Genomic DNA, 21,831 nt, shown 5'->3' with positions numbered 1-21,831 from the left:
ATGGCAGAAGCGGAAGATGTAAAGTTTAAGGTCACAATCGACGGTATACCAGTAGAGGTCGTGCCGGGGACAACCATATTGAATGCTGCAAGGCAAATTGGTGGGGACATCGTTCCACCGGCTATGTGCTATTACTCTAAACTGGAAGGGAGTGGTGGGAAGTGTCGTACTTGTTTAGTTAAGGTCTCGAAAGGCTCTGAGAAGGATCCTCGGCCGATGCCAAAACTCGTGGCCTCCTGTCGAACGACTGTTATGGATGGCATGGAAGTGCAAAATATTACTTCGCCGGAGGTGGTCGAGGCCAGAAAGGGTGTCGTTGAGATTCTTTTGATCAATCATCCGCTGGATTGTCCGATCTGCGACCAAGCCGGAGAATGTAAGTTACAAGATCTAGGGTATGAACATGGCAGCGCCGATACACGTTATGAGTTTGATCGCCGAACATTTGAACAAATTGATCTGGGTGACAAAATCCAATTGCATATGAACCGCTGTATCCTATGCTATCGTTGTGTTTATGTGGCCAACCAGTTGACGGATCAACGCGTACATGGTATTTTGGGCCGTGGGGATCATTCGGAGATATCTACTTATATCGAAAATATCATTGACAATGATTTTTCGGGAAACGTGATTGATGTCTGTCCGGTTGGTGCGTTGACCGATAAAACTTTCCGGTTCAAAAATCGGGTCTGGTTTACAAAACCGGTAGATGCACATCGTGATTGTCCAACTTGTTCGGGCAAAGTGACATTATGGTACAAGGGCGAAGAAGTTATTCGGGTGACGGCGCGGAAAGATGAATTTGGCGAGGTGGAAGAATTTATTTGTAATACCTGTCGTTTTGACCAGAAAAAAACAAGCGATTGGATCTTGGATGAACCGACAGAAATTGATCCACAGTCTGTTATTTCTGCCAATCATTATGAACTATTTAATCCGCCAAAAGTGGTGAAGGAAAATCCGATACTTCAGCAGCAAAATCGCGAACAGCTGGCTAGAACTGAAAAATTGAAATAAGCACAAATCATGGAGTGGTCTTTTGTTATAGAAAAATTAATATTGGTGTCTGTGATCTTCGTCATTACTCTGGTAATTGCGATGTACTCAACACTTGCCGAGCGTAAAATAGCAGGTTTTATGCAGGATCGCTATGGTCCGGATCGGGCTGGTATATTTGGTCTCCTACAGCCATTGTGCGATGGTGGAAAGTTCTTTTTTAAGGAAGAGATTATTCCTGCCGGTGCACATAAGGTGCTCTTTATTGTCGGGCCGACCATTGCAATCATTACGGCCTGTATCAGTTCGGCAGTTATCCCTTGGGGACAGGAATTACAGATTGGCGATCGTATGGTCTCACTGCAGGTGGCAGATGTCAATGTTGGTATATTGTACATGTTTGGTGTCATCGCATTGGGCGTATATGGCATCATGCTGGGCGGATGGGCGTCCAATAATAAATTTTCGTTAATGGGCGCGATTCGTGCGGCATCACAAAGTATCAGTTATGAAATTGCCATGGGACTTTCCATTATCGCATTGTTGATGGTGACGCAAAGTCTCTCGCTTAAAGAAATTGTAGCCCAACAATCGGGTTTTGTCAATTGGAATATCTGGGCACAGCCCCTCGGATTTATTATTTTTATGGTCTGCGCATTTGCAGAGTGTAACCGTGTTCCATTTGATTTACCGGAATGTGAAACGGAATTGGTCGGCGGTTATCATACAGAGTATTCTTCGATGAAATTGGGCCTTTATATGTTTTCGGAATACATCAATATGTTTGTGTCCTCGGCATTGATGGCGTCACTCTATTTCGGAGGGTACAACTTCCCTTTTATGAATGACCTTGGGCTGTCTGCAAATTGGATCACAGTTATTGGTGTCATTGTATTCTTCCTGAAAATATTTGGATTTATCTTTTTCTTTATGTGGGTACGTTGGACTTTGCCACGGTTCCGTTATGATCAATTGATGAATCTGGGCTGGAAGATGCTGATTCCACTGGCCATTGCCAATATTGTACTTACAGGGGTATTCACATTGATAAAAGATACTTATTTCTCATCATAATAAGAAAGGATTTTTATGCAACTAAGCAATCGTAAGAAAGTAATCGAACAAAAACCAATGACCTTTTCGGAAAAAATTTATTTTCCGGCAATTGTCAGGGGGTTGCGGATTACATTGAGACATTTTTTTAAGAAAATCCCCACTGTCAAATATCCTGAGGAAATAAGACCTTATTCGAAGAATTTTAGGGGACAACATTCGTTAAAGCGGGATGAGGAGGGACGCGAGCGCTGTACAGCATGCGGATTATGTGCGTTGTCATGTCCTGCGGAAGCAATTACAATGACTGCTGCTGAACGTAAAAAGGGTGAAGAACACCTTTATCGTGAAGAGAAGTATGCGTCGGTTTATGAAATTAACATGTTACGTTGTATTTTCTGTGGTCTTTGTGAAGAAGCCTGTCCAAAAGAGGCCATTTATTTGGACGGCCCACATGTGACAGCAGATTACTTACGTAAGGATTTTATCTATGGGAAGGATAAGCTGGTCGAGCCGACCTTTGATATTACCAAATTAAAGAGCTAATTCAAGAAATTATGACAGTATTTTATTTAGTAGCCTTCTTGTCTATTTTCTTTGCGCTGATGACCATCTTTACGAAGAACCCCGTGCATAGTGTATTGTATCTGGTCATTACCTTTTTCACATTTACAGTGCATTACATTTTATTGAATGCTCAGTTTTTGGCTGTGGTCAATTTTATTGTCTATATGGGGGCGATCATGGTACTCTTTTTATTTGTACTTATGTTGCTCAATTTAAATAAGGATACCGAACCGATGAAGTCCAATCTGGTCAAATTTATGGGGGTAATTGCGGGCTGCTGCTTAGTGGTCACCTTTTTTGGAGTGTATCGTGTGTTTGAGATCTCCAACCCTTTGACAGTCGTTAATCCTGAAATTGGACTGGTAAAAAATCTGGGCAAGGTATTGTTTAACGAATTTTTGCTTCCTTTTGAGCTGTCTTCTTTATTATTATTGACAGCCATGATCGGAGCGATATTATTAGCTAAGAAAGAACCTAAACAAATCTAATGGAAACAGTTGTTCAACAGTTGCAGGGCGTACCAATAAATCATTATTTGATTTTTTGCACTATTATTTTTGCTATTGGTGTGGTCGGTGTGCTTATCCGTCGTAACGTAATCATTATTATGATGTCCATCGAATTAATGCTTAACGCTGTCAACCTGCTGTTAGCAGCTTTTTCGGTGCAGCATGGTGATTCATCAGGGCAGGTGTTTGTCTTCTTCATTATGGCTCTTGCGGCTGCGGAGGTCGCAGTCGGCCTGGCTATTATTATTATGGTATATCGGAATACGAAGTCTGTGGATATCGATTCCTTAAATAAACTTCGTTGGTAGAACTTAAGAAATAAATACGATGAGTGAATTAATTTGGTTGATTCCCCTTTTGCCCTTGATCGGGTTTATAGTGAATGGATTGGGCAGAAATGCATTTTCCAAAGGTATGATCGGCGCTTTGGGCAGTGCCGTGGTGCTTATTTCTTTTATCTGCAGTTGCATCCTTTTTTCTGAAGTATATCAATCAAGACAGGCGGGACAGGCAGGAATTATCGAACAACATGTATTTGACTGGATCTCTGTAGGAAATCTCAAAATAAGTCTTTCCTTTTTAGTGGATCCATTAAGTGCAATTATGTTGTTGATTGTCACTGGTATTGGTTTCTTGATCCATATTTATTCCATTGGGTATATGCATCACGATAAGGGATTTGGTAAGTTTTTCGCCTACTTGAATCTATTTATTTTCTTCATGCTATTGTTGGTGTTGGGTGCTAACTATCTGGTCATGTTTATTGGCTGGGAAGGTGTAGGCCTCTGTTCTTACCTGCTCATTGGATTTTGGTATAAAAACACTTCGTATGCAAATGCTGCGAAAAAAGCATTTGTGATGAATAGAATTGGTGATCTAGGATTCTTGTTGGCGGTATTTCTGATATTGGGAACTTTTGGTTCTCTCGAATTTTCTACAGTATTTGCGGGGGCGAAGAATTTTGCTGCGGGAGACATCGCTGTCGTGAGCATCACCATATTGCTCTTTATCGCCGCAACGGGTAAATCAGCACAAATTCCCTTGTTTACTTGGCTACCGGATGCTATGGCTGGCCCTACACCTGTATCGGCCTTGATACACGCCGCAACCATGGTGACAGCAGGTATCTATATGATCGCACGGTCAAATGTATTATTCGTACTTTCACCGATTACCCTACAACTGATTTCCATCATTGCAATTTGTACCGCCTTGCTGGCCGCAGCTATCGCATTAACACAAAATGATATTAAGAAAGTACTGGCTTATTCGACAGTTTCACAATTGGGCTATATGTTTCTTGGCCTTGGTGTAGGGGCTTTTACAGGAGCATTCTTTCATGTATTGACCCATGCATTCTTTAAAGCTTTACTCTTTCTCGGTGCCGGATCAGTGATTCATGGGATGAGTGATGAACAAGATATGCGAAAAATGGGTGGATTGAAGAAAGCAATGCCGATCACTTATATGACCATGCTTATTGGAACGATTGCAATCGCGGGTATTCCACCGTTTTCCGGATTTTTCTCCAAAGATGAGATATTAGCTCATGCTTTTGCAGCCAATCCGCTCTTATGGGGTCTCGGATTTTTGGGCGCGTTAATGACAGCTTTCTATATGTTTAGAATGCTATTTATGACGTTCTCTGGTACGTTCAGGGGCACAGACGATCAAAAACATCACCTGCATGAATCACCCAAGAGTATGACTGTCCCTTTAATGGTATTAGCAGTGCTTTCTGTTGTTGGTGGAGCGATCAATTTACCGGCAGCGCTAGGTGGAAACCACTGGCTGGAAGATTTTCTGGCACCGGTATTTGCCGAGGGAAAGGCATTGGTGCCTGCTGCACATCATTTGGAGCATAGTACCGAATATATGCTGATGGCGGTTTCTGTAGTCGGTGTACTCATTATGGTTGCCCTTGCTTACAATATTTACGTCAAACGTCAGCAGACACCGGAGGGAGATGAAGTTCCGCGTGGTTTTCTGGCAAATCTTTCCTACCATAAATTTTATGTGGATGAACTATATGATGCGGTTATTGTACGTCCGATCAACTGGCTGTCGAGTTTCTTTGGCAATGTGGTGGATCAACGTGGGATCGACGGGATCGTCAATGGCGCTGGTAAAGCGACATTTGATACTGGAAAAGTGCTCCGCCTGTTGCAAAATGGAAATGTTGGCTTTTATTTATTGATGATGGTAATTGGAGTGATTGCTATTTTCATTTATGGATTTTTGAGTCTTTAATATTTAGTATAATCGATGGATAACCTTTTTCTACTTATTTTATTGCCGTTAATAAGCGCATTGATTTTAGCGCTATTAAAGACTAATGCCGCAAAGTTAATCGCGTTGATTTTATCACTAGTGTCGCTGGCATTGACTATTCCGTTCCTGTGTCAATTTGACCCAAATGGCGGAATGCAATTTGAAAAAAATTGGGCGTGGATTTCGGCATTACATATTCATTTTCACCTCGGGATAGATGGGATTAGTTTACCGTTGATCTTGTTGACCAATGGATTGATGCCCTTTATTATTGCAACTACTTTTGCTAAAAACTATAAAGGTAATTTTTATGCCTTGATGGCATTTATGCAGGCGGGATTACTGCTTGTATTTATGGCATTGGATGCTTTTACATTTTATGTTGGTTGGGAGATCGCGTTGATTCCGATTTATTTTATCTGCGCGCTTTGGGGCGAAGGTGACCGTATCCGGGTTAATCTAAAGTTTTTCATTTATACCTTTTTGGGAAGCCTTCTGATGTTGATCGGGATTCTTTATCTCTATCAGCAAGTGCCTAACCATGATTTTGAGTGGACTTCCTTTATCGCGTTGGAATTGGAAGATAATACGCAGCGTTGGTTATTTTGGGCATTTTTTATTGCGTTTGCGATTAAGATTCCCATTTTTCCATTTCATACCTGGCAACCCAATACCTACACAAATGCTCCGGCGGCAGGCACGATGTTATTAGCTGGTATTATGTTGAAAATGGGGGTATATGGTTTGATGCGCTGGCTATTGCCGGTGGTTCCTACGGGAGTAGCATTGTATGGACAATTTGCAATGATCCTATGTGTCATCGGAATTGTGTATGCTTCTATCATTGCCATAAAACAGGATGACGCCAAGCGGTTGATCGCCTATTCCTCTATTGCACACGTTGGGCTGATCAGTGCGGGGGTTTTCTCTTGGAATACGAATGGCCTAAGTGGGGCAACGATACAAATGTTAAATCATGGTATTTCAGTTGTCGGTCTTTTTTATGTGCTGGATATTGTACAGCAGCGTACACAGACACGACGCCTGTCTGAACTTGGCGGAATAGCAAGCAAAGCGCCAAAACTGGCCATATTTTTCATGATTATCTGTATGGGCGCTGTGGGATTGCCGTTAACGAATGGTTTTATTGGTGAGTTTCTGCTGTTGAAAGGTGTATTTCAATATGGATTCTGGTTTGCAGTTTTTGCCGGATTAACGCTGATATTAGGGGCTGTGTATATGCTTCGTCTTTATCAGCAGACGATGTTGGGAGAAACAACGGACAGGACGATACAGTTTGAGGATGTAAAAGGACGAGAGATCCTTGTATTGGGTTTGATCTCTTTCTTGATTCTCTATATCGGTATATTCCCGAATTTCCTATTGAATCTTTCTGCGGGTTCTGTGGAAGTTTTAAGTACATTTTTAGGCAGATAAATAGATATATCAAATTGTATGGGAGCTATAATTACACTTTCAATATTAGCATTAGTTGTTCTTTATCTTGGTTTGTTCAAGGCAAAAACACTGCTTCTACCTGTTTCTATCCTTGGATTCTTGATTGCCATTGGTTTCTTGTTGAACGACTGGACAATAGACAAGGGACCACTTTTTAGCGGGATGGTCCATTTTGATCATTATGCGATTGCTTTTTCGGTCTTATGTATTGCTGTTACGTTGTGTATATTTATTATCTCAAAGGGCTATTTTGATGAAGGTGGGCAAGTGGCGGAATATTATTCATTATTGATATTTTCATTGACAGGAGCTGTTCTGGTAAGCAGCTATCATAATTTTTCCATGCTCTTTTTGGGTATTGAAATCATGTCTGTCGCACTTTATATTTTGGTAGGTATCCGTAAACGGGATAAAGCGTCAAATGAGGCGGCACTGAAATACTTTTTGATGGGGGCATTTTCCACCGGATTTTTATTATTTGGGATCGCTTTATTGTATGGAGCGACAGGTTCATTTGATTTGGAGGAGATAAAAGCATATGTTGTAAACAACCCCAATACGATCTCACCTTTATTTTATGGTGGTATCTTATTGCTGATTGTTGGTCTCACCTTTAAAGTTGGTGCGGCACCATTTCACTTTTGGACACCGGATGTCTATGATGGAGCACCTATCTTGATCACAAGTTATATGAGTACTGTCGTCAAAGTGGCTTCTTTTGCGGGGTTATTACGGTTGTTTAGCTACAGTTTACTTCCTTTACAAGATTTTTGGACACCAGTATTCCTGATCATCGCGATTATTACCTTGTTTGTCGGAAATATTTCCGCTGTCATGCAATCTTCTTTCAAGCGTATGCTGGCGTACTCCAGTATTTCTCACGCAGGTTACATGCTGTTCGCCATTATAGCGGTCGGGGCTACTTCAGCCAATAGTATTTTCGCTTATGGGCTAGCGTATTCACTCGCGACAATTGTTGCGTTTACTGGGTTGATCCTTGTCAAGAAGACAACGGGATCAGAGCATTTTGAAGCATTTAACGGATTAGGAAAGCGAAATCCAATGCTGGCATTTGCAATCACTGTAGCCATGCTTTCACTTGCAGGTATTCCATTAACCGCAGGGTTTATTGGTAAGTTTATGATGTTCTCATCAGTCATGGAGAATTACCATATTGTGTTGTTGGTGTTAGCGGTTATCAATGCCGCAATCGCAGTCTATTATTATTTGAAAGTGGTGGTTGCGATGTATTTTAGAGACAGCGAAGAATCCTGTGTAAATGTGCAATGGAATTACTCATTCATTCTATTGCTTGCGGTTGGATTGACCATCCTTATCGGCGTATATCCAGACTGCCTTTTAAAGTTAATATAAAATTTCTGTTAAAATACTTGTTGTTTATTAAAGCATAGCGATATCGTTATGCTTTTTTTATATTTATTGGTATAACTCTTGAATACAAATTGTATATTGTAAAAAAGAAATCCTATCAGTTTGAAGATGGTGTTTAAAGTGTGTGTTAAATCTTTTTCAATAAGCTTTTTTAGTGTGTTAGTGTTCCTGCTGTTCGGGGGGGAAGTGGTTGCGCAAGAATTTCTTCGCGGTAAGGTTGTTGATGCACAGACGGGCAAGGGAATTGCACGCGTATCGATAAACTGGGTCGGCGAGGAGGGGGGAGGTATTAGCGATACGCTTGGCTACTTTAAGATTCAGGATATAAAACAACATCGGCAATTGACATTTGGGGCAGTGGGATATGAGCGAAGAACGATAGACGTACACCGGGGCGCTGATACGTTGATGACTGTCCGGTTGACGTCGAAAGACAATACGCTGGATATGGTTGTCATCAATCGAAAAAATAGGAAACCAAAGGATCCTGCGATTGCGCTGATAGAACAGGTCATTGCCCATCGTCCGCAAAATCATTATACCCGTATCCCCGAGATCCGTTTTGATGAGTACGAGAAGACGCAATTTGGCTTTGTGAACCCAGAAGATAAAGCAAAAAAAGTTCCAAAGCCTTTTCGGTTTCTTTTTGAAAATATTGACTCGACGGTATTTCGAGGCGTAACGATAGCTCCCTTCTACATGGAAGAAAATTATGCAAACGTCTATTCATCGCATGATCCTAACCGGAGTAAAAAGATTGTCACTAGCCACAATCAGACAGAACTAAATCCCCGTTTTTTCAATAACGACAATTGGCAGACCCGTTTCCAGACCATACTTCGGAATGTCGATCTCTACGAAAATAATATACAGATCGCAAATAAGGGGATTTTGAGTCCGATCGCCACAGGCGCCACCACCTTTTATAAATACCATATAGAGGATACCGTCCAGATAGCTGGTAAAGACTATATCGAACTTCATTTTGAGGGTAAATCCAAGATTGATTTACTTTTCTACGGTGTTCTCCTTATCTCAGACGATACGCGGTTTGCTGTTCAACAGGCCACATTGAATATTGGAAAGGCGGCAAATATCAACTGGATCAATGATGTACAGATCGATTTAGGCTACAGTGAATTTAAAAACGGTAGTATGATTCCGGTACATACCGATTTAAAGATATTGTTTGGTGCAAGTAAATCGGATGTTTTATATGGACGTAGGGAAACGAAATACCTAGGACACCGGACAGACTCGATCTCGAATGATAACTTTGCGGGTGTGCCCGTTGAAAAAAGATACCTGCTTCAATCCGCGGCAAAGGTTCCGATGATTCAAGTCAGACCTGCACCGCTGAGCAAAGCTGAATTGGAGGCCTACCAGAAAGTGGATTCCGTTCAGAATATGCGCTCCTTCAACCAGTTGGTTGCTTTGGGGTACCTATTGGCAAAGGGCTATTACAATGCCGGAAAATTTGAATTCGGACCGTTGGAGTACCTCTATAGCCGGAATAATTATGAAGGTAACCGTATCCGGCTGAGTGGCCGGACGACACGCCTGTTTTCCGAAAAGGCATTTATAGAAGGGTATACCGCTTATGGCGATAAAGACAAGGAGATAAAATATTATCTAAGTACAGCATTTACCCTAAATGGCGAGCGTATTGTCCAGTTTCCAGCAAACTACCTGCGCTTTACTGTACAGCACGATGTCATGGAGCCCGGTCGTAATCTAGGCTTTCTAAAAGGCGACGGATTTTTCCGATCTTTTGGAAAGAATAGGCCAAATAAATGGCAATTTAATGATTTCTACCGTCTTGATCATCTGATTGAGTTTGGTAACCATGTCAGTATCGGCACAGCATTTACGCATACCCGCAGACAGCCAAGGGGTGATTTATTTTACATCAATACGCTACCCAGCCCCGATACCATCCGTAGGGTAAATACAAACGATCTACAAGTCATCCTACGCTGGGCTCCAAACGAGGATTTTACCTACCATAACCTGGATCGTGGTACAGTAGAAAATAAATACCCGATTTTTACACTTCAATATAACAGGGGACTGAAAGGCTTTTGGGGAGCAGATTATAGTTATGATGCCTTACGGTTCAGTGTGTTCAAACGGATGTTTTTATCTCCGGCCGGACAGGCAGATTTTGAGTTTTCCGGAGGAAGGATCTGGGGTAAACATTTGCCGTATACCCTATTGGAGCTCCCCGATGTCTCCAAAGATAAAGCAGGGCCGCTGGTCAACTTTGATTTGATGGCCACTTCAGAGTTTGCATCTGACCAGTTTTTAAAATTGACCTATCATCATAACTGGAACGGGTTTTTCTTTAATAGAATCCCTTTGTTCAGAAAACTGAAATGGCGTGAACTGACAGGTTTTAAAGCTTTTTATGGAAAACTGAGCGATGTGAATAATCCTTTTGTAACGCCTGAAAATATTCAATTTGAAGCCGATAAAAATGGTATTGTCCAAACAAAAGCCCTGCGCAATAAACCCTATGTTGAAGGTTTGGTCGGTGTGGATAATATCTTTAAATTGCTTAGATTAGAGTATAAAAAGAGATTGAGCTACAAAGGTGGAGAAGGGGTGCCTTCAGATACCTTTACAGCGTCCATAAATTTTAATTTTTAGCTTTATGACTCAATATTCGAATTTAAAATATGAGGTTAAAGATAGCATCGGCTATATCCTAATAGATCGCGAACCTCAAATGAACGCCCTGAATCAGGAGACACTTGATGAATTACAGGAAATTTTTAAGCACTTCAATGCAGATAGCCATGTCCGTGGTATTATATTGACGGGAGCAGGCCAGAAAGCATTTGTCGCTGGGGCGGATATTAAGGAGTTTACTGACTTGTCAGTTGTTCAGGCACGTTGGTTAAGTGAGCGCGGTCATATCATCTTTACAGATCTTATTGAGGGAGCGCCAAAACCCGTTATTGCGGCCATCAACGGCTACGCTTTAGGTGGTGGACTTGAGATGGCGCTGGCTTGTCATATGCGTATTGCTTCTGAAAATGCAAAAATGGGACTTCCTGAAGTTTCGTTGGGACTGATTCCGGGTTATGGTGGGACACAGCGCTTGCCCGCTTTGATCGGAAAGGGGCAAGCTATGCAGATGATTTTGACCGGCGATATGGTTGATGCGCATAAAGCCTATGAAATGGGGCTGGTGAACGAAGTGGTTCCACAGGAAAAGCTGATTTCGCGTGCCGAAGAAATACTTCGGAAAATATTTACACGTTCACGTGTCGCGGTTGCCAACGCCATAGATGCCATCAATGCGGCTGCGGACAAAAAGCGGGATGGTAACAAAGTCGAGATGGATGCGTTTGGACACCTGTTCGGAACAGAAGATTTTAAAGAAGGGGTTTCGGCTTTTCTGGAGAAGAGACCACCCAATTTTCCACTATAATACAGGCCGTCTTACAGCATTAGAAAGATAGAAAGCTTCTCAAATTAATGGGAAGCTCTTCTTTTGTCCAAGACTTTACTTAGGCAGTAATAACTTCGAAACAGCGATGATCCCTGCTATCTTGGAGGCAATCGATCGGGAATTTAATCCAACCTACTTTTGATACATCCTGCGATAATCTTGAGGAGACATCTTCATCTCTTTGGTAAAGGCCTTAGAAAAATGAAAGGGATCATAGAAATGCAGCTTGAAAGCGATCTCTTTAATTTTAAGCAGCGTAAATTGCAAATATGAACAGGCTCTTTGCATGCGCAATTGATTGTAGTATACCATGGGCGGATAAGAGGTCTTCTGTTTGAATAAGTTGATCAAGTGCGATTTTGAATAGTTAAAATGTGAAGCAATCTCGTCCAGACTAATGTTATTTTCCAGATTGTCCTTCATAAACAGGATGATATCCTGAATGATATTATCTACTTTAATCGGATTACTTTCTTTGTATTGCGTCGCATATTTGATGGATGCCAAAAAATATTGAAAGCAAAAACTTGTGTATTCTAAATTTTCTGGGCTATAGCCCATTTCCAGATTTTGGTATATACTTTCAAATAACTGAAGTCGGTCGTTGTGCTTGTTTGTGTGGTTATCATTCATGTGATTGATCTGTCCGATGATATTTTCAAAAAGAGATGCTTCAGTACCTTGAAAGTGGATCCAATAAATACTCCAGGGGTCGTTGGCTCTGGAACCATAAGAATGCGTTGTGTTTTTAGGAATGATGTAAAGATCATTTCTGGAGATATTATAAGTTATTTCATCCTGTTTGATCCACCCATGGCCGTTTTCGCAATAAATCAAAATATATTCTGCACAGCCTTCCTGACGGTCACGATAATGCTTTTTTGCATTCGGATAGTAGCCAATATGTGTGATGTGTAATTTTGAAGTAATTGCATTGGAAGCTTGGTAGTTGCACACGGAATAAGGGAGTACAATTGCCTTCTCACCTTTGAATCCTTCTGCCATCACATCCGTATCTCTATTCATAAATCAGGGAATTTGGTATATGCTATAAAAATAGTAATATTTTACATGTTTATCGTGTTCACTTACATGATTTACATACAGTATTCCACTAATTTTACGTCAATAAATCTAAATATGTAAATTCTTATGCAAAAGACCACGACAACGTATTTGCTGTTAATCACTTTTGTGGCCGCTATTGGTGGGTTTCTTTTTGGCTACGATTGGGTTGTCATTGGAGGGGCGAAGCCTTTCTATGAGGCATATTTTCATTTGGAGTCTGCTCCTGCACTTCAGGGTTGGGCGATGTCGTCAGCAATTGTAGGCAGCTTTTTCGGTGTATTGCTTTCGGGAGGTCTGGCAGATCGTTACGGTCGAAAGCCACTGATTTATATCGCGGCGATTCTTTTTATTATCTCTGCTGTAGGAACAGGTATGGCTGCCAACCTTAGTCTCTTTATTATTTATCGTGTGCTGGGTGGGATAGGGATAGGTGTGGCTTCTAATCTCGCGCCGATGTATATAGCGGAGATAGCGCCCGCAGAAAGCCGCGGAAAATTTGTCTCCATCAACCAACTGACGATTGTACTGGGGATACTTGCAGCACAGATTGTCAATTGGTTGATTGCAAAGCCCGTGTTGCCCGAAGAAGTTATAGCCACAACATGGAACGGACAGCAGGGCTGGCGGTGGATGTTTTGGGCGGGAGCGATTCCGGCGGTTATTTTTTTATTGCTGCTTTTCCTGATTCCGGAAAGTCCTAGATGGTTATTCAACAAAGGACGACATGAAGAGGCCCGACAGATTTTTTTACGGATGGGTGGTGATTATTATGCCAGCAAAAGTATGGCTAACATGGAAGTTAACGATACGGATCATAATAGACTAAAGAAAAAGAACCTATTTCGGGGTAAGTTATTAAGGCTTTTGTTTCTAGGAAGTTTTATTGCGGTCTTTCAGCAATGGTGTGGCATCAACGTGATCTTCAATTATGCACAGGAGATTTTTACAGCTGCGGGATACACGGTGTCGGGGATGCTTTTCAATATAATTATAACAGGCGTGATCAATGTCATATTTACCTTCGTAGGCATGTATATGGTCGATAAGGTTGGACGCCGCGCATTAATGTTGTTCGGTGCTGCAGGACTTTTCGGTATTTATGCGGCTTTAGGTGCTTGCTACTATTTCAATTGCAGCGGCATCTTTGTACTTCTCCTGGTATTAGCTGGAATTGCGGTTTATGCAATGACATTAGCGCCGGTAACTTGGGTTATCATTGCTGAAATTTTCCCTACGGCGGTTAGAGCGCAAGCGATGGCTATAGCGACCTCGCTGTTATGGATCGCATGTTTCGTCCTTACCTATACCTTTCCGATGTTGAATCAAAGCTTGGGTGCAGCGGGCACATTTTGGCTATATGGAATAGTCTGCTTGATTGGCTATGTCTTTTTGTGGGGACAATTGAAGGAGACCAAAGGTAAAAGTCTCGAGGAGATTGAACAGGAATGGTCGGATGAAGCGATAACACCCTAAATTTTGCAGATAGTTGCCCTTTTTAATTATTAAATCAACTTAAAGTATATAATCTAATAGCTATTTACAACATGACAGAATTGACACGTTACCTGATAAAATCCACAGTCAATCAGCGCGGTATAGTAAAAGTTTGGGCGGAATCTGTGGCGATACCGACCTACGCGGTTGGCGCGATGGAGAAAAATCCGATTTTTGCTGAAAAACGTGTGTACCAAGGTAGCTCCGGTGTGGTATATCCCTATCCCATTATCGAAAAAATTAGCGACGAGAAAAAGGACAAGGTCTATAAGGCACTATTTTTAGAAAATGAATATATCAAGGTAATGATTCTGCCTGAACTCGGTGGAAGAATCCATATGGCCTACGATAAGGTTAGAGAACGACATTTTGTCTATTATAATGAAGTGATCAAACCAGCACTGGTCGGGCTCACAGGTCCCTGGATTTCCGGCGGGATCGAGTTTAATTGGCCTCAGCATCACCGCCCGACGACCTTTATGCCAACGGAATATTTAGTTGAGCATAATACGGATGGCAGTGTGACGGTATGGTGCAATGAAATCGAACGTATGTTTCGGATGAAGGCCATGCAGGGATTTACACTTTATCCCGACAAAGCCTTTATTGAAATAAAAGTGCAGGTCTACAACCGCACTGCGTTACCACAGACTTTCCTCTGGTGGGCCAATCCGGCTGTTGTCGTCAATGATGATTATTATTCTGTTTTCCCACCTGACGTAAATGCCGTGTTTGATCATGGTAAAAGAGAAGTTTCAACATTCCCGATAGCAACAGGAACTTATTATAAATACGATTATTCCGCAGGAGTTGATATCGCACAATACAAGAATATTCCTGTTCCGACCTCCTATATGGCCATCCAGTCAAAATATAATTTTGTGGGCGGTTATGAAGCCGGAGATACCAATGCGGGGATGTTACACGTTGCAGACCATCATATTTCTCCGGGAAAGAAACAATGGACATGGGGGAACGGTGATTTTGGTTTGGCTTGGGACCGGAATCTGACAGACGAAAATGGCCCTTATATCGAATTAATGGCTGGTGTGTATACTGACAATCAGCCCGATTTTGCCTGGTTGCAGCCTTATGAAGTGAAATCATGGTCGCAATATTTTATGCCCTATGCAGCTGTGGGGCATGTGAAGAATGCAACGAAAGATCTTGTCCTCAATATGGAGGTCCATCAACAGTGTGCTCACATTATCCTATACGCAACAGCGGTATTTGAAGGGCTTCATATTGTTTTGAGGGATAAGCAAGGGAGAGTTTATCTGGAAGAAGAGATCTATTGTTCCCCTCGGGATATTTATAAACAAACTGTTTCTGATTTACCGGGTAATCCCTTTGATTTGATCCTTTCCGTTTATGATAGCAATGGTAATGAAATGTTGCAGTATCAATTGGAAAAGCAAAGGGATAGTAGGGATATCCCCGAACCCGCACGGGCTGTTTCAGCACCGGAATCCGTTCACTCGACGGAGGAGTTATTCCTGGCAGGACAGCATCTTGAACAATACCGGCACGCTACCTATAATCCAATGGATTACTATCTTGAGGCACTGAAACGAGATCCGCATGACGCACGGTGTAACAATGCATTGGGAGCTCTATTATTAAGAAGTGGAAAGATAGCCGAATCCATACCTTACTTCCGTACCGCAATAGCAAGGCTTACCGAACGGAACCCAAATCCTTACGATGGCGAGGCCTATTATAATCTAGGCTTAGCTTTACAATTATCCGGTGAACTGGATGCAGCCTACGCCGCCTTTTATAAGGCAACCTGGAATGCCGCCTGGCAGGATGCGGGGTATTTTGGTCTCGCACAAATAGATTCAAAACGCGGACAATGGGATGCTGCGCTGGAAAAAATAGAACGTTCAATAAACCGAAACTGGAAACACCATAAAGCCCGGCAATTAAAAACCTCGATTTTGAGAAAACTGGGGCGGGTAGATGAAGCATTGGGTTACATTAAAGATTCGCTGGAAATAGACCCATTCAATATGGGCTGTCAATTTGAATGGTATCTGCTGACAAAGGACAAGACTGTTTTGACGCCTGTTCTAGATTTATGTAAAGTAAATATACAAAGTGTGGTAGAATATGCGCTGGATTTTGCGCAGGCTGGGCTGTATGAAGAAGCCATCCAGTTATTGGAAAAAACGATCGACGATCCGCAAACAGTATATCCAATGATATATTATGCGTTGGGCTATTTTAGTGCATGTATCGGACAAAATGATCAAGCAAAAGTCTATTATGACAAAGCTCGTATCATGGACCCGACTTATTGCTTCCCAAATCGGTTGGAAGAGATCCTTATACTTCAGGATGCAATTCTGTACAACAATGACGATGCAAAAGCCTATTACTACTTGGGGAATCTATGGTACGGGCGGAGACAACATCAAGATGCAGTGGACTGCTGGGAGCAAGCCATACAATTGGATCAACAGTATCCTACCGCTTTTCGAAATTTGGCTTTGGCCTATTATAATCGAATGGACAGGAAGGAGGAAGCCGTTGCTTTGTTGGAAAAAGCATTCGCATTGGATGAGACCGATGCCCGACTGCTGATGGAATTGCACCAGCTCTATAAGAAACAAGGGTACAACTATGAGGAGAGACTGGCGCTATTGGATCGCTATGCAGACCTTGTGGTTAGCCGAGATGATCTTTTCTTGGAACGGATTACACTTTTCAATCTCCTGGGGCGATACGAAGAGGCTAGACAACTGCTGGCTTCCCGACAGTTTAAACCTTGGGAAGGTGGAGAAGGAAAGGTGTCCCGTCAATATACAATCTGTCATCTGGAATTGGCCAAGGAGCGTTTAAAAGTCAACGACCTCAAGCATGCACTTGCACTGCTTACAGCCATTGACAGCTATCCATATAATCTTGGTGAGGGTAAACTGATTACGATGGAGGAGAACGATATTGATTACTATAAGGGCATTTTATACCGTTCAATGGGAAATGAGGCGGAAGCAACAGCCTATTTCATCAAAGCTACACAAGGGGCTCAGGAACCTCAGCAGGCTCTCTTCTATAATGATCCGCAACCTGACAAGATATTTTTTCAAGGTCTGGCCTGGCGTGAACTCAAACAAGAAGAGAAAGCTCAACAATGTTTCCAAGGTCTAATTGATCATGGTAAAGCCTACTTGGACAGACCTTTTAAAATTGATTATTTTGCCGTTTCATTGCCCGATATGGATATCTGGGAGGACGACCTTGACCTTAAAAATAGGATTCATTGTCTATATGTAATGGGCTTAGGGTACCTCGGAAGAGGAGATTTGCCTTTGGCTAAGGGCCATCTTGCACAGGTGCGGGAATTAGACCCCAACCATCAGGGTTGTCTATCTATCTTACGTTCTTATTTGGAGGAAGTCATCCTAAATAATTAATTTCAGACATGTATCGTTATCTCATTTTATTGTTTGCTCTTTTACAGAGTTACTGCCTTTGGGCGGTCGAAGGGGATCAGCTCAATCTTGCTGGTCAGTGGAGTGTACAGCTTGACCCAGAGGATGTGGGTGTGAAGAACGGGTGGACCAATAGGTCTTTCGCAACATCCATCAAACTGCCGGGGACAACAGATGACGCGAGACTGGGAACTGCGAATAGCCTAGCTCCGGCGCTCACTAAACCTCAGCTTTCCCATCTGACGAGAAAACATCGGTATGTGGGCGTAGCTTGGTACACGAAAGAGCTATCTATCCCGCGGGGCTGGGTAGGTAAGGAAATGATCCTAAAATTGGAACGGATTATATGGGAATCCACGATCTGGATTGACGGCAAAGAAGTTCCCCAAAAACAACGAAGTTTGGTAAGTGCACATGAATTTTACTTAAGCTCGTTTCTAAAGGCCGGAAAAAAGCATCGTCTGACTATTCGCATTGACAACCGAAAGAAAATGGCGATTAGTGTCGATGATATGGCACATGCCTATACAGACCATACCCAGATTATGTGGAATGGTATCATCGGTTCCATGTATATTGAAGCCTTGGATAAAATTCATGTCAAACAGTTAAGTACTTTTCCGGTTTTGAGCGCAAAGCGAGTAGATCTAAGTATAGTACTTTCGAATAAAACGCAAAAAAATACTCGTAGCACGCTCAAGGTGAGGGTTAGAGGCAAAGGCGACAAGACGTTCCTTCCGGCGGTGGACAAAGAGATTTTGCTTAAGCCGGGAGATTCCAGTATACAACTCAGCTATGATCTGGGGTCGGATATGCGGGCATGGAACGAATTTTCACCAAATCTCTATGAAGTAGAAGTAGTGTGTCATTCGACTGAGGGCACAAATGTAACAAGTGCCTCTTTTGGAATGAGGGAGCTGTCAAAAAAGGGTACGGCAATGAACATCAATGGACAACCTCTTTTTCTTCGCGGGACATTGGAGTGCAATATTTTCCCGTTGACCGGGCATCCACCCATGGAAGAAGCTGGGTGGCTGAAGGTATTTACGACAGCCCGGCAATGGGGACTCAACCACTTAAGGTTCCACTCCTGGTGTCCCCCGGAAGCTGCTTTTACTGTGGCTGATGAACTTGGGTTCTATCTGCAGGTTGAATTGCCGATCTGGGAAAATAATGTGGGTAAAGATGATGCGGCTTTAGGTTTTCTATATGAGGAGGCTGACAGGATGATCAAACAATACGGTAATCATCCGTCGTTCTGCTTTTGGAGTATGGGGAATGAATTGAGCGGTGACTTTGATGCCCTTAACACACTTGTAAAACATATAAAAGAGAAAGATCAGAGACACCTCTATACAGCGACATCATTTACTTTTCAACAAGGACATGGAATTTCCGGCGAACCTTTTGACGATTTTCTGATCACCCAGTGGACGGCAAAAGGATGGGTGCGAGGGCAGGGCGTATTTAACAGTGAGCCGCCGGTTTTTAATAAGAACTACATTGCTTCATTGGAAGGTGTTTCTATTCCAGTTGTTACGCATGAGATCGGGCAGTATGCCGTTTACCCCAATTTGGATGAGATTAAAAAGTATACAGGTGTATTAAAGCCGTTAAACTTTATTGCTGTAGCCGAAGATCTCAAACGCAAAGGCCTATTGCATAAAGCTAAGGCCTATACAATGTCTTCAGGCAAGCTGGCCGCAATCCTGTATAAAGAAGAGCTGGAACGTGCGCTGAAAACACCGGGCATCAGCGGTTACCAATTACTGGATCTCCATGATTTCCCTGGCCAAGGTACCGCATTGGTGGGACTGTTAGATGCCTTCTGGGATAGTAAAAATATCCTTTCGGCAGCTGAATTCAGACAGTTTTGCGCCCCTGTGGTGCCCCTGCTTCAGTTTTCCAAAGCTGTATATACGAATGATGAAGTATTTGACGGGGTTGTAGACATCAGCAATTATGGTGCTGTCACATTGAGCGATCAGTTGGTGGAGTGGTCTATGAAAGATGGGGCAAAAACTGTTGCAAAAGGTCACTTTCAAACAGTCGTAGGTCAGGGGTACAATGGGAATGTAGGCCGCTTTGAAGTACCACTTCAAGCCATACAGCAAGCCAAAAAGTTGACACTTCATATTAATCTCAAAGGCACGAGCTATGAAAATCACTGGAATATATGGGTTTATCCCAAAGAAAATCAAAATGATTTTACTGAAGTAAGCTATACAAGGGAGCTGGACGACGCTTTACGGCTGTTGCAGGCTGGCAAAAAGGTTCTTTTAAATCCTGACTGGAAAAAAATTACAGGTATTGAAGGTAAATTTGTCCCAGTATTCTGGAGTCCGGTACATTTTCCGAAGCAGGCCGGAACAATGGGGTTACTCTGTGATCCAAAACATCCAGTGTTTGGTAGTTTTCCAACAGATGGGCATACAGACTGGCAGTGGTGGGATCTGCAGATCAACTCCACAACAATGGTCATAGATCAGATCAAAGGTGGAAAAGCCCTTGTCGAAATGATAGATAATTTTGCAAACAATAGAAAACTGGCTACACTCTTTGAGGGTTCGGTGGGGAAAGGTAAACTGATGGTGGCGTCATTTGATCTGGCGACTGATTTAAACAACAGGCCCGTCGCAAGACAGATGCTGCAATCCATACTCACCTATATGAATAGTTCGAGGTTTGCGCCAAAAGTTATCGAAAATCCTGAGGTATTACAAAAGATTCTGCAATATAAAGAGCCGCAGGAAAAGGCAGCTCCGAAAGCTATTTATTAAATATTATTTGGTTTATTTTCTAGTCACTATGGCGGTCTGTTCGTTTTAATGGTCGATTTTGACTGTTGTTCATACTATTCTTTTGTTTCACTCGTTTTTAAGAGAACCACATTACTGTCTTTTCTTAAGTTAACAGAAATAAAAAAAATGACGAATAACGAGTTAAGAGCACTTGCTGAATGTTCACGTAGGGGCGATATAACAGGGATAGCGCAAATTTTTGCCTCGGCAACCAACAAAGCTGAATTTCAGGACTACGAGTTGAACGGCACCGTCAGCCAATTGATCAGATCACAGCACTATGACGTGCTGGACGAATTTATTGATAAGGGGTTTATTTCAACAGACCTTTATGATTATGATCGCTTTAGTTCAACCGTTGTCACTACCTTGTTAAAGCCGCAGATTTCAACGGAAGAACAGCTGGAAGCTTATTTAGCCTGGTTTAAGGGGTATCTGGAGCGTATAGATGATATTAATGAAGAGGTCGCCGGCACCACCTTATTTGAATATGCAATACAGGAAAATGTCAGCATAGCATTGTTGAAAGCCATTGCCGAAGCTGGAGCTGATTTACAGCGCATGGATCAATATGGACAGACGCTGCTTTTTAAAGTTTGTAACCTCCGTATGCAATCTGCGGATCGCATTGTGGAGCTGGTGGACTGGTTGTTATTTGAGGGTGTCGATCCCAATATCAGCAATGTCGAGCAGAAGACAGCTTTGCACATGGCTGTCGATACCATAAAAATGCCCGCCGTGGTCAAGTTACTGGATGCAGGTGCAGACCCTGGACTGAAGGACTGGCATGGTGAAAGTGTTTTTCATTATGCCGCCACAAGACAGTTCAATCCAGAGTTATTGGAATTGCTTCTAAATTATGGGGTGCCAGATTTCCATAGTACCACTAAACAAGGGGAGAATCTGCTTAATGCTTTCCTGCGCACAATGCATACGGACAGTGACCAAAATTTAAAAATTCTTTCTATGCTATTGGAGCATGGTGCAGATTTTACCGAACCTTCGCTCTGGTATCAGAAAGAAAAGACCGGAGTCGACTGGTTGATAGAGAAGTCCGCTACCGTGTTGCAAGATGTAATATCAAAAGGATATTTGGATGTAAACTATATTGATAATGAAGGGAACACACTCCTACATAAGGTCTGTCAAGAACAAATCAATTACGATGAAAACAAAGCACGGGATCTATACAAGAAAGTGAAGTTTTTAGTAGCTGAAGGAATTGATCCTCAGATAGAAAATAGCAAGGACAAAAAAGCGGTTGATTATGCCATGGAGGACAATCTCAAGGTAAAGACCGTGGAGTGGTTATTAAAGCAATAAAT

Annotated in this window: 15 protein-coding genes; 14 read left to right on the top strand and 1 reads right to left on the bottom strand. The window is 42.3% G+C overall.

Going from position 1 to position 21,831, the window contains the following annotated elements; all coding sequences use genetic code 11:
* The 10 genes from G6053_RS29825 (at window position 1) to G6053_RS29780 (ending at window position 11,685) form a co-directional block, all read left to right on the top strand.
* On the top strand, window positions 1-1,020 hold the full coding sequence (locus G6053_RS29825; RefSeq protein WP_165309460.1) for a 2Fe-2S iron-sulfur cluster-binding protein: 1,020 nt from the start codon (window positions 1-3) through the stop codon (window positions 1,018-1,020).
* Between the two features lie 9 nt (window positions 1,021-1,029).
* Window positions 1,030-2,073 carry an NADH-quinone oxidoreductase subunit NuoH gene (gene nuoH, locus G6053_RS29820; protein WP_108634601.1) on the top strand — a complete coding sequence of 348 codons (1,044 nt, stop codon included), beginning with the start codon at window positions 1,030-1,032 and terminating at the stop codon, window positions 2,071-2,073.
* A 15-nt stretch (window positions 2,074-2,088) separates the two neighbouring features.
* A complete protein-coding gene (locus G6053_RS29815) occupies window positions 2,089-2,598 on the top strand; it encodes an NADH-quinone oxidoreductase subunit I (RefSeq protein ID WP_108634602.1) in 510 nt (169 codons plus the stop codon).
* 11 nt (window positions 2,599-2,609) lie between these two features.
* A complete protein-coding gene (locus tag G6053_RS29810) occupies window positions 2,610-3,107 on the top strand; it encodes an NADH-quinone oxidoreductase subunit J (protein WP_108634603.1) in 498 nt (165 codons plus the stop codon).
* On the top strand, window positions 3,107-3,436 hold the full coding sequence (nuoK, locus tag G6053_RS29805; RefSeq protein WP_108634604.1) for an NADH-quinone oxidoreductase subunit NuoK: 330 nt from the start codon (window positions 3,107-3,109) through the stop codon (window positions 3,434-3,436). The genes G6053_RS29810 and nuoK overlap by 1 nt, the downstream gene beginning before the upstream one ends.
* Window positions 3,437-3,455: 19 nt before the next feature.
* A complete protein-coding gene (gene nuoL / locus G6053_RS29800; protein ID WP_108634605.1) occupies window positions 3,456-5,378 on the top strand; it encodes an NADH-quinone oxidoreductase subunit L in 1,923 nt (640 codons plus the stop codon).
* A 15-nt stretch (window positions 5,379-5,393) separates the two neighbouring features.
* Complete coding sequence (locus G6053_RS29795; RefSeq protein ID WP_165309459.1) at window positions 5,394-6,836, top strand: NADH-quinone oxidoreductase subunit M; 1,443 nt, start codon at window positions 5,394-5,396, stop codon at window positions 6,834-6,836.
* 18 nt (window positions 6,837-6,854) lie between these two features.
* Entirely contained in the window at window positions 6,855-8,231 is a 1,377-nt protein-coding gene (locus G6053_RS29790; RefSeq protein ID WP_108634607.1) for an NADH-quinone oxidoreductase subunit N, read from the top strand.
* A gap of 174 nt (window positions 8,232-8,405) precedes the next feature.
* Window positions 8,406-10,898, top strand: coding sequence for a DUF5686 family protein (locus G6053_RS29785; RefSeq protein WP_165309458.1), 2,493 nt, complete (start codon window positions 8,406-8,408; stop codon window positions 10,896-10,898).
* 4 nt (window positions 10,899-10,902) lie between these two features.
* On the top strand, window positions 10,903-11,685 hold the full coding sequence (locus tag G6053_RS29780; RefSeq protein ID WP_108634609.1) for an enoyl-CoA hydratase-related protein: 783 nt from the start codon (window positions 10,903-10,905) through the stop codon (window positions 11,683-11,685).
* Window positions 11,686-11,838: 153 nt separating this feature from the next.
* Here the strand turns inward: G6053_RS29780 and G6053_RS29775 are convergent, their stop codons facing one another.
* On the bottom strand, window positions 11,839-12,732 hold the full coding sequence (locus tag G6053_RS29775; protein WP_108634610.1) for an AraC family transcriptional regulator: 894 nt from the start codon (window positions 12,730-12,732) through the stop codon (window positions 11,839-11,841).
* 126 nt (window positions 12,733-12,858) lie between these two features.
* On the opposite strand from G6053_RS29775, the gene G6053_RS29770 reads away from it, so the two are divergent.
* The 4 genes from G6053_RS29770 (at window position 12,859) to G6053_RS29755 (ending at window position 21,829) form a co-directional block, all read left to right on the top strand.
* A complete protein-coding gene (locus G6053_RS29770) occupies window positions 12,859-14,247 on the top strand; it encodes a sugar porter family MFS transporter (RefSeq protein WP_165309457.1) in 1,389 nt (462 codons plus the stop codon).
* A gap of 71 nt (window positions 14,248-14,318) precedes the next feature.
* Window positions 14,319-17,687, top strand: coding sequence for a DUF5107 domain-containing protein (locus tag G6053_RS29765; RefSeq protein ID WP_165309456.1), 3,369 nt, complete (start codon window positions 14,319-14,321; stop codon window positions 17,685-17,687).
* 8 nt (window positions 17,688-17,695) lie between these two features.
* Entirely contained in the window at window positions 17,696-20,485 is a 2,790-nt protein-coding gene (locus G6053_RS29760) for a sugar-binding domain-containing protein (protein ID WP_165309455.1), read from the top strand.
* Between the two features lie 147 nt (window positions 20,486-20,632).
* Window positions 20,633-21,829: an ankyrin repeat domain-containing protein gene (locus tag G6053_RS29755; protein WP_165309454.1), complete on the top strand. Its 1,197-nt coding sequence runs from the start codon at window positions 20,633-20,635 to the stop codon at window positions 21,827-21,829.
* Window positions 21,830-21,831: the final 2 nt, after the last annotated feature.

The organism is Sphingobacterium sp. DR205, from assembly GCF_011064245.1.
In the GTDB taxonomy this organism is placed as follows: Bacteria; Bacteroidota; Bacteroidia; order Sphingobacteriales; family Sphingobacteriaceae; genus Sphingobacterium; species Sphingobacterium athyrii.
The sequence above is the reverse complement of the archived record's forward strand: the minus strand, read 5'-3'. Positions and strand labels throughout refer to the sequence as shown.